Annotated in this window: 17 protein-coding genes and 1 riboswitch; all 17 genes read right to left on the bottom strand. The window is 43.7% G+C overall.

The features are described from left to right. Positions 1 to 7 precede the first annotated feature (7 nt). Positions 8 to 973: an ABC transporter ATP-binding protein gene (locus GPK88_RS13490; RefSeq protein WP_021976430.1), complete on the bottom strand. Its 966-nt coding sequence runs from the start codon at positions 971 to 973 to the stop codon at positions 8 to 10. Then, a complete protein-coding gene (locus GPK88_RS13485; protein ID WP_021976429.1) occupies positions 966 to 1,751 on the bottom strand; it encodes an ABC transporter ATP-binding protein in 786 nt (261 codons plus the stop codon). The genes GPK88_RS13490 and GPK88_RS13485 overlap by 8 nt, the downstream gene beginning before the upstream one ends. A 14-nt stretch (positions 1,752 to 1,765) precedes the next feature. Next, positions 1,766 to 3,334 carry an ABC transporter substrate-binding protein gene (locus tag GPK88_RS13480; protein WP_173761677.1) on the bottom strand — a complete coding sequence of 523 codons (1,569 nt, stop codon included), beginning with the start codon at positions 3,332 to 3,334 and terminating at the stop codon, positions 1,766 to 1,768. Between the two features lie 63 nt (positions 3,335 to 3,397). Beyond that, positions 3,398 to 4,225, bottom strand: a complete 828-nt coding sequence (nikC, locus tag GPK88_RS13475) for a nickel transporter permease (RefSeq protein ID WP_173761678.1) — start codon at positions 4,223 to 4,225, stop codon at positions 3,398 to 3,400. Then, the gene (gene nikB, locus GPK88_RS13470) at positions 4,226 to 5,164 is read right to left on the bottom strand and encodes a nickel ABC transporter permease (protein ID WP_173761679.1); all 939 of its coding nucleotides are present in this window, start codon (positions 5,162 to 5,164) and stop codon (positions 4,226 to 4,228) included. It lies immediately after the preceding gene. Between the two features lie 191 nt (positions 5,165 to 5,355). Beyond that, positions 5,356 to 5,545, bottom strand: a riboswitch (cobalamin riboswitch). A gap of 289 nt (positions 5,546 to 5,834) precedes the next feature. Beyond that, positions 5,835 to 6,794, bottom strand: coding sequence for a M14 family metallopeptidase (locus tag GPK88_RS13465; RefSeq protein WP_215707867.1), 960 nt, complete (start codon positions 6,792 to 6,794; stop codon positions 5,835 to 5,837). A gap of 94 nt (positions 6,795 to 6,888) precedes the next feature. Continuing rightward, positions 6,889 to 8,169: a bifunctional phosphoribosyl-AMP cyclohydrolase/phosphoribosyl-ATP diphosphatase HisIE gene (gene hisIE / locus GPK88_RS13460; RefSeq protein ID WP_021976579.1), complete on the bottom strand. Its 1,281-nt coding sequence runs from the start codon at positions 8,167 to 8,169 to the stop codon at positions 6,889 to 6,891. A gap of 19 nt (positions 8,170 to 8,188) precedes the next feature. Then, on the bottom strand, positions 8,189 to 8,776 hold the full coding sequence (gene hisB / locus GPK88_RS13455; protein ID WP_021976578.1) for an imidazoleglycerol-phosphate dehydratase HisB: 588 nt from the start codon (positions 8,774 to 8,776) through the stop codon (positions 8,189 to 8,191). Next, positions 8,776 to 10,086: a histidinol dehydrogenase gene (gene hisD / locus GPK88_RS13450; RefSeq protein WP_021976577.1), complete on the bottom strand. Its 1,311-nt coding sequence runs from the start codon at positions 10,084 to 10,086 to the stop codon at positions 8,776 to 8,778. Before hisD ends, hisB begins: the two co-directional genes overlap by 1 nt. A gap of 79 nt (positions 10,087 to 10,165) precedes the next feature. After that, complete coding sequence (gene hisG / locus GPK88_RS13445; protein WP_148447866.1) at positions 10,166 to 10,804, bottom strand: ATP phosphoribosyltransferase; 639 nt, start codon at positions 10,802 to 10,804, stop codon at positions 10,166 to 10,168. Further along, entirely contained in the window at positions 10,804 to 11,925 is a 1,122-nt protein-coding gene (gene hisZ / locus GPK88_RS13440) for an ATP phosphoribosyltransferase regulatory subunit (RefSeq protein ID WP_215707866.1), read from the bottom strand. Before hisZ ends, hisG begins: the two co-directional genes overlap by 1 nt. A gap of 109 nt (positions 11,926 to 12,034) precedes the next feature. Beyond that, the gene (locus GPK88_RS13435) at positions 12,035 to 12,568 is read right to left on the bottom strand and encodes a Holliday junction resolvase RecU (protein WP_148447870.1); all 534 of its coding nucleotides are present in this window, start codon (positions 12,566 to 12,568) and stop codon (positions 12,035 to 12,037) included. A gap of 11 nt (positions 12,569 to 12,579) precedes the next feature. After that, positions 12,580 to 13,137 (bottom strand): signal peptidase I, encoded by a 558-nt coding sequence (gene lepB, locus GPK88_RS13430; RefSeq protein ID WP_148447872.1) that lies wholly within the window; start codon positions 13,135 to 13,137, stop codon positions 12,580 to 12,582. After that, entirely contained in the window at positions 13,121 to 14,089 is a 969-nt protein-coding gene (locus GPK88_RS13425) for an RluA family pseudouridine synthase (protein ID WP_148447874.1), read from the bottom strand. Before GPK88_RS13425 ends, lepB begins: the two co-directional genes overlap by 17 nt. Before the next feature lie 11 nt (positions 14,090 to 14,100). Next, positions 14,101 to 14,721, bottom strand: a complete 621-nt coding sequence (locus GPK88_RS18915) for a hypothetical protein (protein WP_243278991.1) — start codon at positions 14,719 to 14,721, stop codon at positions 14,101 to 14,103. Next, complete coding sequence (locus GPK88_RS13420; RefSeq protein WP_243278992.1) at positions 14,684 to 16,633, bottom strand: YgiQ family radical SAM protein; 1,950 nt, start codon at positions 16,631 to 16,633, stop codon at positions 14,684 to 14,686. Before GPK88_RS13420 ends, GPK88_RS18915 begins: the two co-directional genes overlap by 38 nt. A gap of 71 nt (positions 16,634 to 16,704) precedes the next feature. Beyond that, positions 16,705 to 17,517, bottom strand: a complete 813-nt coding sequence (locus GPK88_RS13415; RefSeq protein WP_173761687.1) for a GTP pyrophosphokinase — start codon at positions 17,515 to 17,517, stop codon at positions 16,705 to 16,707. Between the last annotated feature and the right edge of the window lie 22 nt (positions 17,518 to 17,539).

The raw sequence follows: 17,539 nt of genomic DNA, 5'->3' as shown, positions 1-17,539 counted from the left end.
CCTTTCTTTATTTCTCAGTTACATAATGGCAGGCTACTTCATGTCCGGACTCTACCTCTGTAAGCACCGGACGGATCGTCTTACATTTCTCCATGCAGTGCTCACAGCGATTCTGGAACGGGCAGCCATGAGGAACATCCAGAGGGCTTGGAGCCTCACTTTCAATACTCTCGATCTTTTTGTTCTGATCCATATGAATGGAAAACTGAGCGCCAAGAAGAGCCTGTGTATATGGATGAAGAGATTTTTCTGCAACATCCTCTCCTGGAATTACCTCCACGATATTTCCAAGATACATTACCGCGATCTGATGAGCAAAAGAACGGATCAGCGCCAGGTCATGGCAGATAAAGAGCATGCTGATGTTTTTCTCCTTCTGGAGACGTACCAGCAGCTGGATCACGGACTCCTGTACAGAAACGTCAAGTGCAGAAGTCGCCTCATCACACACCAGGATCTCCGGTTCCAGGGAAAGTGCACGTGCAATACTGATACGCTGTCTCTGACCACCACTCATGTTATGAGGATAGCGGTCTACAAAATCTCCGGGAAGTTCTACCATTTTCAGAAGTTCTCTGGCTTTGGCTTCTTTTTCGCTTCTTTTCAGTTTCCCGTAATTGATCAGCGGCTCTGTAAGAATATCCACGATCTTCATTTTCGGGTCAAAAGATGCCAGTGGATCCTGGAATACCATCTGCATATTCTGACGGTTCAGCCAGGTTTCTTTCTTGGAAAGATTGGAGAGATTTTTTCCATGATAAAGGATCTCGCCACTGGTCGGCTTGTCAAGAGAGATGACCATACGGACAAAGGTGGATTTACCACAGCCACTCTCTCCTACGATTCCCAGAGTCTTTCCTTTATAAACATTCAAGTTCACATCATTGCAGGCTGTCAATGTTCTGCCACCGGAAGCCGGGAACTGTTTTACGATATGTTTTGCACTGAGCACGATATCGGATTCCTTAAACATAACGCTGTCCCTCCATTTCCGGCACTGCAGCCAGCAGTTTCTTTGTATAGTCACTGGTCGGATGATTCATGACTTCATCACGTGTTCCCTGATCCACAACTTTTCCGTGCTGCATAACAACCAGCTGATCGGCCATATAAGCCGCTACACCAATGTTATGGGTAACGATGATGATGCCGGTTCCGAAATCATCACGGAGCTCCATCATCTGGCGTACGATCTGTGCCTGCGTGGTTACATCCAGGGCACTGGTCGGCTCATCTGCAAGAAGCAGTTCCGGGTTAAAAGTCATAGCCATGGCAATACCAACTCGCTGGCGCATACCACCGGAAAGCTGGTGAGGATAACTTTTCATGATATTTTCCGCGTCTGGAAGACGCATTTTCTGAAGCATGGAGCAGCCTTTTTTCCATGCTTCTGCTTTGGATACGTCAGTATGTGTACAAATATACTCCACATACTGGCTTCCGATCTTGCGGATCGGATTCAGGGTTCCACCACAATCCTGAAAAATCATGGAAATGCGGGTACCTCTTAAATTTCTCCATTCATCCTTGGTATTGGAAAGCAGGGAATGTCCGTTGAACTGAATATCACCGGCACTGACCCGGCCACCCCCGGCAAGAGCGCCGAGGACAGCACGGATCACGGTTGTTTTTCCACTTCCACTCTCTCCTACAACACTGATGATCTCACCCTTCTTCATGGAAAGATTGAAATGCTCAATGGTAGGTGCCTGCTTTCCGTACTGAACAGAAAGATCCTTGATTTCAAGCATAAATAAACGCTCCTTTACTCGGCAAGAGTGATATCCTTTGTCAGCCAGTAGTAATCCATCGGATACATCTTAACTCCAGTTACTTTCTTATTGGAGAAGAGATAAGTTGTCTCATAACCGAAGAATACAGTTGCTGCATCATCCATAATATCCTGCTGGATGTCGATGATCAGATCTTTTCTTGCATCCTCATCGAATGTCTGAGCAAGCTCATCAAGAAGCTTATCTACATCCGGATTGTTGTATCCTGCAGTATTGTTTGAGGAAGAGCTGTACCAGTTCTCTCTTAAGTAGTTCTCCGGATCACCTGTGTTGGCAACCAGTACGTTCCAGATCAGAAGGTCATACTGACCGGAATCTCTCATGTCAAGAAGTGTCTCATAACTTACAGTATTCAGGTTTACATTGATACCGATCTCTTTCAGGCTGGCCTGTGCTGCCTGTGCGTATACACCAAGCTCTGCACGGCTTGTGTAAATAACGAAATCAAGAACAAGCGGATCTCCGTCCGGAGTCTCTACAAATCCGTCACCGTCAACATCTTTGTATCCAGCTTCCTCAAGAATCTTCTTTGCACCATCCGGATCGTAAGCATTCTCATCGTTCAGATCATCAAATCCAAAGTCAAGTGTTGGCGGAACCGGTGCTTTACCAGCTGTTGCACCACCCTCAAGAAGAGTGTTACAGTATGTCTCTTTGTCAAGTCCGCGGAGAAGTGCCTGGCGAAGTGCCTTGTCGCTGAGTGCATGATCCTCGTTCTGGTTCATAAACGCATAGGTGGAACGAAGAGACTGAAGTTCCTGAATATCATAGTTGTCATTTCCCTCGAACTCAACCAGGTTCTCTGTTTTCAGGTTGTAAGCGATATCGATCTCACCTGTCTGAAGAGCCATGGAACGTGTTGTCTGGTCATCCACACATTTCAGTGTAACTTTGTCAAGGGGAACTTCGCCATCCCAGTAGTTCTCATTCTTTACTACAACACAGGAGTCTGTCGGGCTGAAAGACTCTACTGCGTAAGGTCCTGTACAGATCGGTCCTTCCATTGCAAATGTGGAATCATCGACATTTGTATCAACAATGAGGAACAGCGGGTCTGCAAGGCAGCCAGCCATGTTTGCGTTAGCTCTGTTCAGGTGGAAAATCAGGTTCTGTCCGTCAACTTCGATGTTATCAAGATCAAAGAACTCCGGAACTCGGTCGCTCTTCTCGGCAGTACGCTCGATGGAAGCTTTTACCATCTCCGGTGTCATGTCATCACCGTTGGAGAATTTTACGCCCTCACGGATCTTGAATGTCCATGTTTTTCCATCTTCGCTGTTATCCCACTCTTCTGCAAGACATGGAACGATCTCACCGTGCTCATCGAATTTTGTAAGGCACTCACCGATTGCATAACGGGATACAACCCAGCTGAAATACTGCTCTGTCGGCTCCAGTGTATCTGCAAAGCTTGTTACTCCGATTGTGATTTCCTTATCGCTGTTTTTGTCACCTTTTGCCTGAGCCACTGTTGTCATGGAAAAAGTCATCATACATGCAAGTGTAGCAGCCAGCACTTTTTTAACTACGTTATTTCTCATTTCATCCTCCTAAAGATAAATATACTAATAATAGGGTGTTGGTTTGTTACAGAAAATGTTTTATTAATCCTGGCGTGGATCCAGTACGTCGCGGATGCTGTCTCCAAGCATGTTGAAAACAACCACGCAGATCACAATGGCAATACCAGGGTAGATCATAAGCCATGGCGCTTTTGCCATGTAGGTTCTTCCCTCGTTGAGCATCAGTCCCCACTCCGGTGTCGGCGCAGTTGCACCAAATCCCAGGAAAGAAAGGGAAGCCAGCTCCAGCATCATGGTTCCGATATCTGCTGCCGCAGTTACCACCATCTGTGTTACCATGTTTGGAAGAACATGTACAAGAAGAATCTTCCAGGTCTTTGTTCCGTTTACCACAGCTGCCTCTATGTAAAGACTCTTCTTGACTTTCAGAACCATACTTCTTGCAAGACGGGCATATTTCGTCCAGCTTACAGCCGCGATGGAGATAACGGCATTGACAAGGTTCGGTCCCAGCATACCGGCAATGGCGATGGCCAGCACAAGGCCCGGGAAGGAAATCATCATATCCGCAATGCGCATGATCACCGCATCTACAATACCGCCAAAATATCCGGCAATAACTCCTAAAAATGTACCGATCACAAAAATCACCGCAACCAGACATAAGGTCATGATCAGAGACGTTCTTGTTCCGAAAATAACACGGGAAAGAAGATCTCGCCCAAGTTTGTCTGTTCCAAATGGATGGGCGGAGCTCGGCTCCTGCAGTGATTCGGTCATAACTGCATCCAACGGATCATATGGGGAAAGCTGCGGTGCAAAGATCGCAACACCGATCACCACAAGACCCAGAATAAAGAAAAGAGTGAATTGTTTGTTTTCTTTGAATATTCGTAATACTTTTTTCAATTATCTATCCTCCTTAAGTCTTGGATCGAGATAAGTGTAGGACAGATCCACAAGCAGGTTGATGCACATGTACAGGATCGCGATCCAGAGTACATAGCCCTGTACAAGAGGATAGTCACGACAGGAAATTGCCTTTACTGCCATATTTCCCATTCCCGGCCAGTTGTAAATGATCTCTACAACTGCGGTACCTCCAAGAAGGCTTCCAAGGGAAAGACCCAGCAGCGTTACCAGCGGAAGCATTACATTAGGAAGAACATGTTTCCAGAGAATTACGCTTTCCTTAATTCCACGCATTCTCGCACCTGTTACATAATCCTGGTGAAGTTCCTCCAGTACCGCACTTCTTACCTGTCGGGTATATTTTGCAGACATGGCAAGTGCAAGGGTGAGCGCCGGAAGAATCATGGATTTGAAATCTGTACTGCCTCCTGCCACGTTGATCCAGCGAAGCTGAACACCGAAGATACTGAGAAGGATCAGCCCCAGCCAGAAGCTTGGAACAGATACTCCCACAAAAGTAATCCCTCTTACAAAATAATCCGGGAATTTGTTCTGATATACAGCGGCCAGAATTCCAAGTGGTATGGAAATAATGACCATCATCAGAAGTGCCAGCAGTGACATCTTCAGTGTGGGCCAGAAACAGGATACCAGTTTATCTGTTACCGGCATTTTGAAAGAATAGGACTGTCCCATATCTCCTGTTACAACACCTTTCAGCCAGGAACCATACTGCACAAGAAATGGCTGGTCAAGGCCGAGATCATGTCTTGTCTGTTCCAGAAGTTCCGGTGTTGGAAGATTACCACACTCTGTCAACATGATCTCCGCAGGATCACCAGGTGACAGGTAGGTCAGTCCAAATGTGAAAAAGCTGATTCCAAATAATACAATGATAATCTGGAGAAATCTTTTTCCTACTTGTTTCTTTGTCACGTTTTACTCCTTTCCTCATTTGATGTGATTTTTAGCATAGCCGTTTCAACTTATATAAGATAATAATAAAACTATAATGGGATTCTTTATATGCAGAAAATGCATGGAATTTTAGAAATACGCACGAAAAAAGCCCGTGACGAAATACGGGCACACACAAAAAAACATGCTTCCTATCTTCCGTAAGAATCATCTTAAAACAATTACAAGCAGGTCTCCTGACTCAGGCTCCTCACCCTCAGACACCTTCCCGGCCCTATTTCTCACGCACCCGGCCAGTGGTATTTTATCTGAGGATTCCCCATTACAGTGACGGGATCGTACCGGATTTATACCGGTTTCCCTATTAATCCTCTCGGAACTTGCAACGACTGATGTAAAAATCAGCAAATGCTGTTAAATTACGCGCATTATTATATGATAGATCCACGGAGTTTGTCTATAGAAAAATGTTATATTTTTAGAATATTTATCAATTTTGTCAAAGTTATTTGAATTGTACATATACCCCGTTAGGTATTTAACAACTGAATTTATCCGATCTGTCAAAAAAATACGGATTTTACACGTTTGTTTTTGCAAATAGAACAGCAAACGGTAAAATCCGGTTTTCTTATCGTTTCTATAGGAATTGAATAAAACAATTTTTGGTGGAAAAGCTCTGCAAATATCAGGTCAGAGTCTCCGTGATCGCTGCATATGCGATCATTGGTCCGTCTTCAATAATGTTCAGACTGGCTGTTTGATAAAGTACGACTCCGTTTTCAGTTGCAATAGATGTGTAAAGTAAATTCCCATAGTAATCTCTCAGTTCACCCAGTTCTTCCCCCTTAAAAAAGTATTCTCCAGGCTTCTTGGACGGATACCAGCATCCGGTATACGGCGCATATTCATAGACTACATTTTCAAGAAGCATCTGACGGTAATGCTTCAGACCATGACACGCCTTTCCCTGGAGATGAAAAACAAGGTGACGGACGTCTCTTTTATCCTGTTCTACTTCCTCCCAGGTCCAGTAGCTGTGTCCGCCCCTCTCTATGAGAATGCTTGGAATGCCAAGAGAAGAGGCATAATTGTAGGCACCACCTGTAGCGGTTGTGGAACGAACTACGTATTTTACACCGATATGCCTTGCCATATGTAAGGACTTCTCCGCGGTCTCTTCATCTACAACGCCTACATAATAAACATATGGATGAAGTTGCTCGTATCCGTCTCCGCTGTGCAGATCAATATAATAGTCCGTTATGGAAAAAAGTTTCGTCACCATGGTATAGGCAATGCGGTCTGCAGCTGTTCCCTCAGGATCTCCAGGAAAAACGCGGTTCAGATTCTTACTGTCCTCATAAACCATACTCATGGTACGATGTTCAAATCCACTGACATTGACCAGCGGAATGATGATCACATTTCCCTTCAGTTCCTCCGGCTGAAATTCTTTCGCAAGTTCCATTGCCGCCTGGATTCCCACATACTCGGCGCTGTGTATTCCTGCTGTGATCAGGATCGTTGGTCCATCTTCCACTCCGCAGATCACAGTAGCCGGCATTGCCATGCCGCATCCTGTGATCTCAATCTTACCTTGTGCTTTTTCTCCTTTTTCGATCACCCAGTCATCAATTTTGATCATTGGCTGTTTCCCTTTCCCTTTTTCTTATATTTCCGCACTTTGTTTCGATAAGTATACCATGCCTAACCAAAATTGTATATGTCTTTTTTTAATTCTATCTTTTTGCCAGTTCTCTGGTGATCTCTTCCCAGCTGACTCCCTTCTCCACCATAAGTACCATCATATGATAAAGAAAATCAGAAATCTCGTATTTGATCTCTTCTTTGTCCGGATTTTTGGCTGCAATGACGATCTCTGTACATTCTTCACCGACTTTTTTCAGGATCTTGTCAATTCCCTTATCAAAAAGATAATTGGTATAGGAACCTTCCTTCGGATTCGCTTTCCGGTCTGTGATCACATCGTACACATTCTGGAATACGTGGAGTGGATTGGTATCATCGTACTCTTTCTTCATCAGTGGTTTAAAGAAACAGGTACGGTTTCCTGTATGGCAGGCAGCCCCCACCTGATCCACCTTGGCAAGAATTGTATCATTGTCACAGTCAATGGTAAGAGATTTTACATACTGTACATGGCCGGATGTCAGGCCTTTGGTCCAGAGTTCATTCCGACTGCGGCTCCAGTATGTCATTTTTCCCAATTTCAGTGTGGTATCAAAAGCCAGTTCATTCATATAGGCCAGCATCAGCACTTCATCTGTCCGGTAATCCTGGACAATAACTGGAACCATTCCATCACTGTTTAATTTAAAATCGGACCATGCAATATTGCTTTTATAGGTATTCACCGGAATTCCGGCTTTTTCGCAGGTCTCTTTTAATGTATGCAAATCATTTTCAAGGCTGCTCACATAAGCACCGCAAAGTCCGGACACGGCGGTTTCCCCTAAAAGCTCCAGAACTTTTTCCTGACTGCTTTCGTCCGTGTGGAGAACAATGGAAATCTGCGAAATCTGTGCGATTTCATTTTCCACTGTATCCAGAGCCAGAACACTGTCTGCATAAGTTTCGATCAGCTCCTGATTTTCTGTAAATTCCTTCAGATCAGAAATACTGATCATCATACGTTCTTTTCCAAAACGTCTGGATACTTCCTCAAGAAGCTCAATATTACTTTTCTTTGAAAAATTTAATACAACCTTGGCACAGCCTGCATAGATCAGTTTTTTTACGTCTTCCATACGTTTGATGTTTCCTGCTGCGATCACCGGGATCTCGGATGCCTGGCAGATATCCCGGATCTTTCCGATCGCACGGTCATGCTCAGCATCTGCGGAAGAAAAGTCAAACACCAGAAGCTCATCTGCTCCATTGTCGCCGTAAAATTTTGCAAGTGTCTCTACATTTCCATCTCCGAAAAGATTTCTCTGTCCAAATCCTGTTACTGCCTTTTCTGCCTGAAGATAAAGGCATGGGATCAACTGTTTGTTCATAAGTAGTCTCCTTTATGTATCAGAGGCTTCCCTTGGTAGAAAGCACGTCTGTGATCCGGGAATCGTACTGTGTTGCCGCATCAAGGGCTTTGGCAAAACTCTTAAACATAGCCTCTGCCACATGATGGCTGTTTCCGCCGGAAAGAACTTTGATGTGAAGATTCATTGCTGCGGAATAAGACACTGCATAAAAGAATTCCTTCACCATCTCGGTTGCCATATCTCCTATTTTCTCCGTGGAAAACTCCGCATCCCATCCAAGATAAGGTCTTCCGGAAAGATCCACTGCACAGAGCACCAGAACTTCATCCATGGGAAGAATACAGCTGCCATAACGTTTGATTCCTTTTTTGTCCCCAACTGCCTCACGGATCGCATTTCCAAGGACAATACCTGTATCTTCAATAGTATGATGATCATCCACATTCAGGTCACCGTGTACTCTCAAAGTAAGATCATACAGTCCATGACGCGTAAAACCGTCCAGCATATGATCAAAAAAGCCAATACCTGTATCAATATCGGAACTTCCTGTTCCGTCAATATTCAGCTGCAGACGGATCTGTGTTTCTTTTGTGTTTCTTTCGATCAGTGCTTCTCTTGCCATTATTCGTTCTCCTTATCCTCTTCCTCAAAACGGACTGCAATGGAGTTTGCGTGTGCAGTCAGCTGTTCCGATGTGGCAAACTGGATAATGTCCTTGTGGATCTTCCGGAGTGCTTCTCTGGAATAATACACAATACTGGATTTCTTAATAAAATCATCTACAGAAAGTGCGGAGAAAAATTTCGCGGTCCCATTGGTAGGAAGTACATGGTTCGGTCCTGCAAAATAATCTCCAAGAGGCTCAGAGCTGTGCTCTCCGATAAAGATCGCACCGGCATTTCGTACTTTCATCATATCTTCAAACGGATTCTTTGTGACGATCTCCATATGCTCGGAGGCAATTTCATTGGCTGCCTCAATGGCCTCGTCCATATCTTCTGCGATCAGGATATATCCAAAATTCTCCAGAGATTTCTCAATGATAGCTTTTCTGGAAAGTTTTTCAACAAAACCTTTTACCTCTGCGTCAACCTTATCTGCAAATTCTTCATTTGTTGTGATCAGGATCGCGGACGCCATCTCATCATGCTCTGCCTGAGAAAGAAGATCTGCCGCGATATAACGTGGATTTGCAGTCTCATCTGCAAGAACAAGGATCTCGCTTGGTCCGGCAATGGAGTCAATGCTGACATAACCATAAACTGCTTTTTTTGCAAGAGCAACAAAAATATTTCCAGGTCCTACGATCTTATCAACTTTCGGGATACTCTCAGTTCCGTATGCAAGAGCTCCGATAGCCTGAGCTCCGCCCACTTTATAAATTTCATCTGCGCCGGCCTCATTGGCAGCAACCAGTGTGCTTGGATTCACCTTTCCGTCTTTTCCCGGAGGAGTTGTCATTACAATACGGTCCACACCTGCTACTTTGGCAGGAACGATATTCATCAGTACAGAAGATGGATATACAGCTTTTCCGCCTGGAACATAAACACCTACACGGTTCAGTGCAGTTACTTTCTGGCCAAGCATAGTACCGTCTGTCGTACTTGTGAACCAGCTGTTCTGAAGCTGCTTTTCATGATAGCTGCGGATATTTACCAGCGCTTTTTTGATCACATCAATCAGAGACGGATCTACCAGTTTATAAGCTTCCTCGATCTCCTCCGGAGTAACACGGATCGTCTCCTTTGTCACTTCAACTTTATCAAATTCTCTGGTAAAAGCAAACAGAGCTTCATCTCCCTCTGCCTTTACTTTTGCGAGGATATCTGCTACAGCATCCTCATATTTGCCATAATTATTAGGACTTCTTTTTAAGAGAGTTTCCAGAATATCTTTTGTAGATTCCTTGGTGAGTTTTACCTTACGCATAATAACTTCTGCCTTCTTTCTGTATTTATTCACAATCCGTTCCACTACATGTTCATAAGCAAATAAACAGCTTCACAGCTTATTTGACAACGTTTCGAAGTTCTGTGATCAGTTTACGGATCCTTTCATCTTCCATTTTCATGCTGACCTGGTTGACTACCATACGGGCAGACAGCGGGCAGACTTCCTCCAACACCTTCAAACCATTCTCGCGAAGGGTACTTCCTGTTTCCACGATATCCACGATGACTTCGGAAAGACCTACGATCGGTGCAAGCTCAATGGAACCATTCAGTTTGATGATCTCCACAGTCTGGTGTTTTTTATTATAGAAGTAATCCTTTGCTATGTTCGGGTATTTGGTAGCAACACGGATCAGCTGATTGTTATTCAAGACTTCTCTGGCGCTTTCCGGGCCACATACGCACATGCGGCATGCTCCGAATCCCAGATCCATAACTTCGTAAAGTTTTCTTCCCTCTTCCAGAATGGTATCTTTACCTACGATACCAATATCTGCAGCACCGTACTCTACATAAGTCGGCACATCCGGGCCTTTCGCAAGGAAAAACTTCAGTTTCAGTTCCTCATTGGTAAAGATCAGTTTACGGGAATCCTTGTCACGCATCTCCTCACATGTGATACCGATCTTTTCAAACATATCCAATGTTTTGTTGGCCAGACGCCCTTTTGTGAGGGCAAATGTAAGATATCTCATTATTCCTGCTCCTCCTTTTTCGGGCATAATGCCACTTTTTTACCTTCTTCTCGAAGTGTAATTGCTTCCTGGATCGCTTTTTTCAGCTCTCCAGCTTCATAAGTGATCACAACGGTCTTATCACCGGATGGAACAGTCAGTTTCTGCCTGGAAAGAGCAAGCATCAGATTATCGACCACAATGGCAAATCCAATAGAAGAAGCCGGTTTTCCGAAATGTTTCATCAGCTCATTATAACGTCCACCTTTGATCAGAGGTTCGCCGGTTCCATATGTATAAGCCTGGAAAATGATTCCTGTATAATAACGGAATTTACTGAGCATTCCAAAATCAAAAGCAATGTATTTCTCACAGCCGTATACTTTCAGGATCTCGTAGATCTCTTCCAGACGTTTTACTGCGGAAAGTGCCTCCGGATTGGAGGTAAGTTTTTTCGCTTTTTCCAGAACTTCCACGGAACCGAACATCTGCGGCAGTTCCGCAAAAGCTTCGGAAAGGCTCTCGCTTAAATTCTGTCCCTTCAGAAGTTCTTCCACACCAAAATAATTCTTCTGGGAGATCAGTTCACGAAGATGTTCCTCCATCTCCGGTTCCAGATCTGCTTCTGCAAGCAGGGATTTATAATAATCTACCTGACCCACACTGACCTGGAATTCCGTAAGTCCTGCTGCTTTCAGGCACTCTACGGTCATGGCAAGGATCTCCGCATCTGCTGCCGCGGAATCATCTCCCATATGCTCCACACCCATCTGGGTATTTTCTTTCATCTGTCCTCTGTAACTGGAATTGTTGATAAATGTATTTCCTGTATAACAAAGTCTTACCGGTCCCTTTTCCGGATCAAAATATGTGGCACACGCTCTGGAAACCGATGGTGTAAAGTCAGGCCTTAGAACAAGGGTATTTCCCTCTCTGTCAAAAAATTTATAAAGATCTTTGGATGGGATCGTTCCCACTTCATTACTAAACACTTCAAAGTATTCAAATCCCGGTGTTTCTATATCTTCATATCCATATCTCGAAAACACCTGGTGGAGCTCCCTCTGGAGCCGTTTTTTGCGGCTGCATTCCTCTCCATAAATGTCCCGCACACCTTCAGGTGTATGAAAAATACGCTGCATGTTCATTTCCTCCGTAACACTTTTTGAATTTTCTGCGTTTCGCTTTAGCTCGCTACCATGCTACCACAGAAAAACTTAAATTTGATTATATAGGAAACTTTTCCAAAAGTCAATCCCGTAATTGCAGATCTTTCTGGATCCCCTCCAGATAAGGAACCAGAAATCCGCTTTTTGCCGGAAGATAAAATTCCTCGTCCAGTTCTTCCCGGCGGAAACTTTTCCGTCCGCCCTCTTCCATCCGTTTCCAGAATTCTTTCAGTTTGCGTAAAGTAAGATAATAAAAAACATTATCTGCGCTGAAATAGATCAGAAAAAAAGAAATCCCCTTCTGCTTCTCAAACTCCTCCATAAAAGCTACCTGATGAGGATGAATGTTTGCAAGGGGAAAGGTCTTTACACAGCATTCTTTTGCATCGAAGCAGACAGGAATTCCCTGTACTGCTCCGATATAATCTACTGTACTTTTCTGTTCAAAATATGCCAGCGTAATATGACGGCTATCTTTATCCATTTTCACCGGGGTGATCGGCGTCGGAATTTTCTGGATCAGGGCCAGTCCCTTTTCCCTGTACTGTTCATTGGTACGGTTAATCAGTTCCTCAAGTGTGGAACCTCTTAACCCTCTGCTGTTCCATGTTGCCATAACACCCTTCCTTAATTCAGAAGTTTGATGGATGGGAAATAACGGATTTCGGCTTTTCCCACAATCTGATCAAAACGCACATATGTATTCTGCCAGTATCTGGAATCCTTGGAATTATTACGGTTATCACCCATCATAAAATAACAGTTCTCCGGTACTTCATATGGTCCGAAACTTCCCAGCGGTGTCTCCGGTACAAACGAATCATCCAGTGGTGTTTCAGAATCATTGAGATAAACTTTACCATCTTTGATTTCAACTTTATCTCCAGGAAGTCCGATAATACGTTTGATAAACAGCTGAGATTCGTCATCCGGATATTTAAAAATCACGATGTCAAAGCGTTCCGGATCTTTCCATTTTTTGGATATTTCATTTCCAAATACATTCATATTAAAGCCATATGCCAGACGGAAACCAAAAATACGGTCACCTGTCATGATGGTATTTTCCATCGATTCTGATGGTATTTTGGCATTGATAAGTACCACATTATTGATAACAAGAACCACCACTACCACAATGATGATCATTTTTACATAATCCCATATTTCATTCCAGATTTTCATAATAACTTTCCTCCAACTGCTCCTCTTTTAATTTCGTGAGAAAGATTTCCGGAACCGGTGCTGTAAATATCTTTCCGGAAAGATAAGAAAGAACTCCTGTAAGCTCGGGAAATTCCATTTGGAAAGAGTGCAGCAACTGACCACTTAACTTTTTCTCTGTCTTTCCATATTTGGGATCGCCCACCACAGAATGTCCTTCCGAAGCCAGATGTGCACGAATCTGATGTGCACGTCCTGTAATCAGCTCAACTTTAAGAAGTGTCCGTTTTCCATTATTTTCAAGAGGAAAATATCTGGTTTCTATGGGCAGAGCATTTTCTTTCTCCTGTTTATATATGGTTACTTTATTACTTTTTTTGTCTTTCGCAAGATAGCCTTTGATATATTTCTCTTCGTCCAGGATGCCTTCCACAAGACAGAGATAATATTTGTGAAGTTCCCTTAACTTAAACATTTCGGAAAGCGTCTGCAATCCCACAAGGCTCTTCCCCGCAGCAATCAGCCCACTGGTATTCCGGTCAAGGCGATTACAAACGGACGGACGAAATGTTCTCAGATCTTCTTCCGTAAGGCTGCCATTTTCCAGAAGATAGCCTGTAAGATATTCCACTAGAGATGGTGTGCCATCATCTGCTGGCTGCGAAAGCATTCCTGCTGGCTTATTAATCAGAAGAATATTTTCATCTTCATAAATAATGTCCAGAACATGATGTGCGCGTGGAGCAGCAATACTTCCACTGAATTTTTCGAATGTTTCGTCACTTAAAAACAATTTTACATGATCCCCGGAAAGAAGTTTTTCATTTCCAGTTGCTTTTTTTCCATTGAGCGTAATATTTTTCTTACGCATCATTTTGTAAAAAAAACTTTTCGGGGCTTCCCTGAGAAGCTTGGCCAGATATTTGTCAAAACGCTGTCCTGCTTCATTTTCATTAATGATAAATTCCTTCATTATAAATGCTCCTACAGGCAGATTGCCAGGATTGTATGCTTGATCAGTTCTTCCCTGGAAAGATCCGGATATCGTTCATCCGGTGTGAATTTGATTCCACTTCTTAAAGATTCTTTATGCTCATTCATAGAATCCAGACGTTCCAGATATGGCTTCAGATCTTTAAGGATCTTCACATCTGCTTTATATCCGTTTTTGCGGATAATTTTCTGAGATTGTTCTGCAAGATATGCTGTATCAGCCTTAGAATCACTGGTATAACCCACAACGGTATTTCCACATACAGCAACCGCATCCAGATAGCCGCTTTTTTCGTAAAAGGTCATGTACATTTCATAGGCCATAACAAGATCGCCTGCATGTCTCCGTATTTCTTTGTAAAGCTTTTCGTCCATAGGATGCCGCATCAGAATCATAATCAGGCTTACCATGGATTTACATCCTGGAAGACAGCCTACAACAGTCAGAACAGTCCATACTGTCATTCTTGTCCCGTTGACATACCAAGCTACGAAGAAAATAAGAAGAGGAAGAGAAAATAACCCAGCTGTAATCAGAAACCGGCGTTTCTTCTCACTGCTGAAGTAACCAAAATCACCTTTTTTTGTTTTTCTTTTTCTGGTATCTTTCATGTGCCCCACTCCTTGTCTGTGTTTTTTGTGTCTTTTTCGAAGAAGCAGCAGAATATCTTCGATCGGTATTTGTATTTCTGGTGCCGCTGTTTTTGCCTCCTGTACTCTTTCCACGAAACTCTCTTGGGCGAATCAGGCATTTCGGTCCAAATCCTACCAGATCCATGCGGCCGGTCATTTTAAGACCTTCCAGAATCAGTTCACGGTTTTCCGGATTTTTATATTGCATCAGCGCACGCTGGATTGCCTTCTCATGAGGATTTTTCGGTACATAAACCTTCTCTCCTGTAAGTGGATGAATTCCTGTATAATACATACAGGTGGAAAGTGTAGATGGAGTCGGATAAAAATCCTGCACCTGTTCCGGTGTAAATCCAAGATCCCGGACATATTCCGCGAGTTTCACCGCTTCTTTCATGGTACAGCCCGGATGGGAAGACATAAAGTAAGGAACTGCGTATTGCTGTTTGCCCGTATGGGCATTGGCATTCTCATATGCCTTTAAAAAGCTCTCATAAACGGCATGTTTTGGCTTCCCCATATATTTCAGCACTTCATCCGAAACATGCTCCGGTGCCACACGTAGCTGACCGCTGACATGATACTTTACAAGTTCATTGAGAAAAGTTCTGTCCGGATCAGCCATCAGATAGTCAAAACGGATCCCGGAACGTACAAAAACTTTCTTGACTTTCGGAATATTTCTGACTTTTCTGAGAAGCTGGAGATAATCTTTATGATCTACGGTCAGATTTTTGCAGGGTGAAGGAAACAGACACTGCCGTTCCTTGCAGACACCTTTCGTCAGCTGCTTTTTGCAGGAAGGATGCCGAAAATCTGCGGTAGGACCGCCGACATCATGAATGTATCCTTTAAATTCCGGATCTTCGGTCATCCTTACTGCTTCTCTCACAATAGATTCATGACTTCTTGTCTGCAAAATCCGGCCCTGATGAAAAGTCAGCGCACAGAAATTGCAGCTTCCAAAACATCCTCTGTTACTGGTCAGGCTGAATTTAATCTCTTTCAGTGCCGGAATCCCACCCTCTTTCTGGTACATAGGATGGTACTGTCCTGTATAAGGCAGATCATAGACATCGTCCATTTCCGTCTGAGTCAGAGGCTGTGCAGGAGGATTCTGTATTACATATCCCCGGTTTCCATATGACTCCGCCAGTGGTTTGGCGGTAAAAGGATCTGTATTCCGATACTGTATTGCAAAACTGTCCGCATATGCTTTTTTATCCGATTTCACCGTTTCAAAATCCGGAAGTACCATCGGATCATAAACTCTGCCGAGATCATGGCTTTTAAAGACAGTACCTGCCACATAAGTGATTTCCTGCACTGGAATTCCGCTCTGCAGAGCTTCCGCAATCTCCAGAATCGAATGTTCTCCCATTCCATAGGAAATCAGGTCTGCACCGGAATCAATCAAAATGCTGTGTTTGACCTTGTTTTCCCAGTAATCATAATGTGCCATTCTCCGAAGACTGGCTTCAATTCCACCGAGAATAATCGGTGTATGTTTGTATGTCTGTCGGATCAGGTTGCTGTATACCACGCAAGCCCGATCCGGTCTCAGGCCCATCTTCCCCCCTGGCGAATAGGCATCTGTACTTCTGTGTTTTTTGGAAACTGTATAATGATTCACCATGGAATCCATGTTTCCGGCTGTAACAAGAAAACCCAGGCGCGGTTCCCCGAACACCTGGATACTCTCTTTCTTTCGCCAGTCTGGCTGGGGGATCATTCCAACACGATAGCCTCTGCTTTCCAGAAGGCGCCCGATAATGGCAGATCCAAATGACGGATGATCTACATAAGCATCACCCGTTACATAGACAAAATCCACTTCTTCCCAGCCTCTTGACTTCATATCTTCCCTTGTAACCGGTAAAAAATCCTGCATTTATAATTCCTCGTATGTATGTGTATTGATCTTCTTTCAGATCTGTAAAGCAGACCCTCCCATGCCTTTCACTATATGCTGTGATGCACGGCCTGTGCACGGTAACCTTCCGCAATGATATCCAGCTGCCTGTGGAATCTCTCCAGCTGACGCAGATCCTTGGTTTTAAATACCCGCAGGAATTCATCCTGAATCTTACTGACTTCGCGTTCACTGGAAACCCGGTAAAGATTTTCAATATTACTGAGAATGTCTTTTACCAGATTGGACTGCATCTGAGATGAGTTCTGTGCATCCATAATTTCATTACGCACAGACGACATTTCATGATCCAGTGAGATAATCGCATCAGACGCCTTACTGAGACGCTCTGCCACATGAGGTGGCATATCACCTTTATATTTATATTGAAGAGAATGCTCTATCGTTGCCCAGAAATTCATCGCCATAGTACGGATCTGAACTTCTACCTGAAGCCGTTTCGGACCATTGATTGTTTCTACTGTGTAGTAAAGAATCATGTGATAGCTTCGATATCCACTCTGTTTGATATGAGTCAGATAATTTTTTTCACTTTTTACTTCCATATCGGTTCTTCTGCGGATAATAGCCGCAACCGTATCAATATCCTCCTCAAACTGGCAGATAATCCGAACACCTGCAAGATCTTCTACTTCTGTTTCCATCTTTTCAATAGGAATGTGTTTACGCTGTAATTTCTCCAGAATACTGGAGACGCTTTTTACTCTTCCACTTACCTGTTCAATGGGAGAATAACGATCGTTTTCACGATACTCTTCTATCATATGTTCAAATTTGACTGTCAGTTCCTTCACAGCCAGTTCGTAAGGGCACAAAATACTTCGCCATAACTGTATTTCCATGTTGCTCGCTCCTTATCATCTG

The organism is Blautia sp. MCC269, assembly GCF_018785655.1.
In the GTDB taxonomy this organism is placed as follows: domain Bacteria; phylum Bacillota; class Clostridia; order Lachnospirales; family Lachnospiraceae; genus Blautia_A.
Note: the sequence above shows the minus strand (reverse complement) of the source record. Positions and strands in the feature narration are given on the sequence as shown.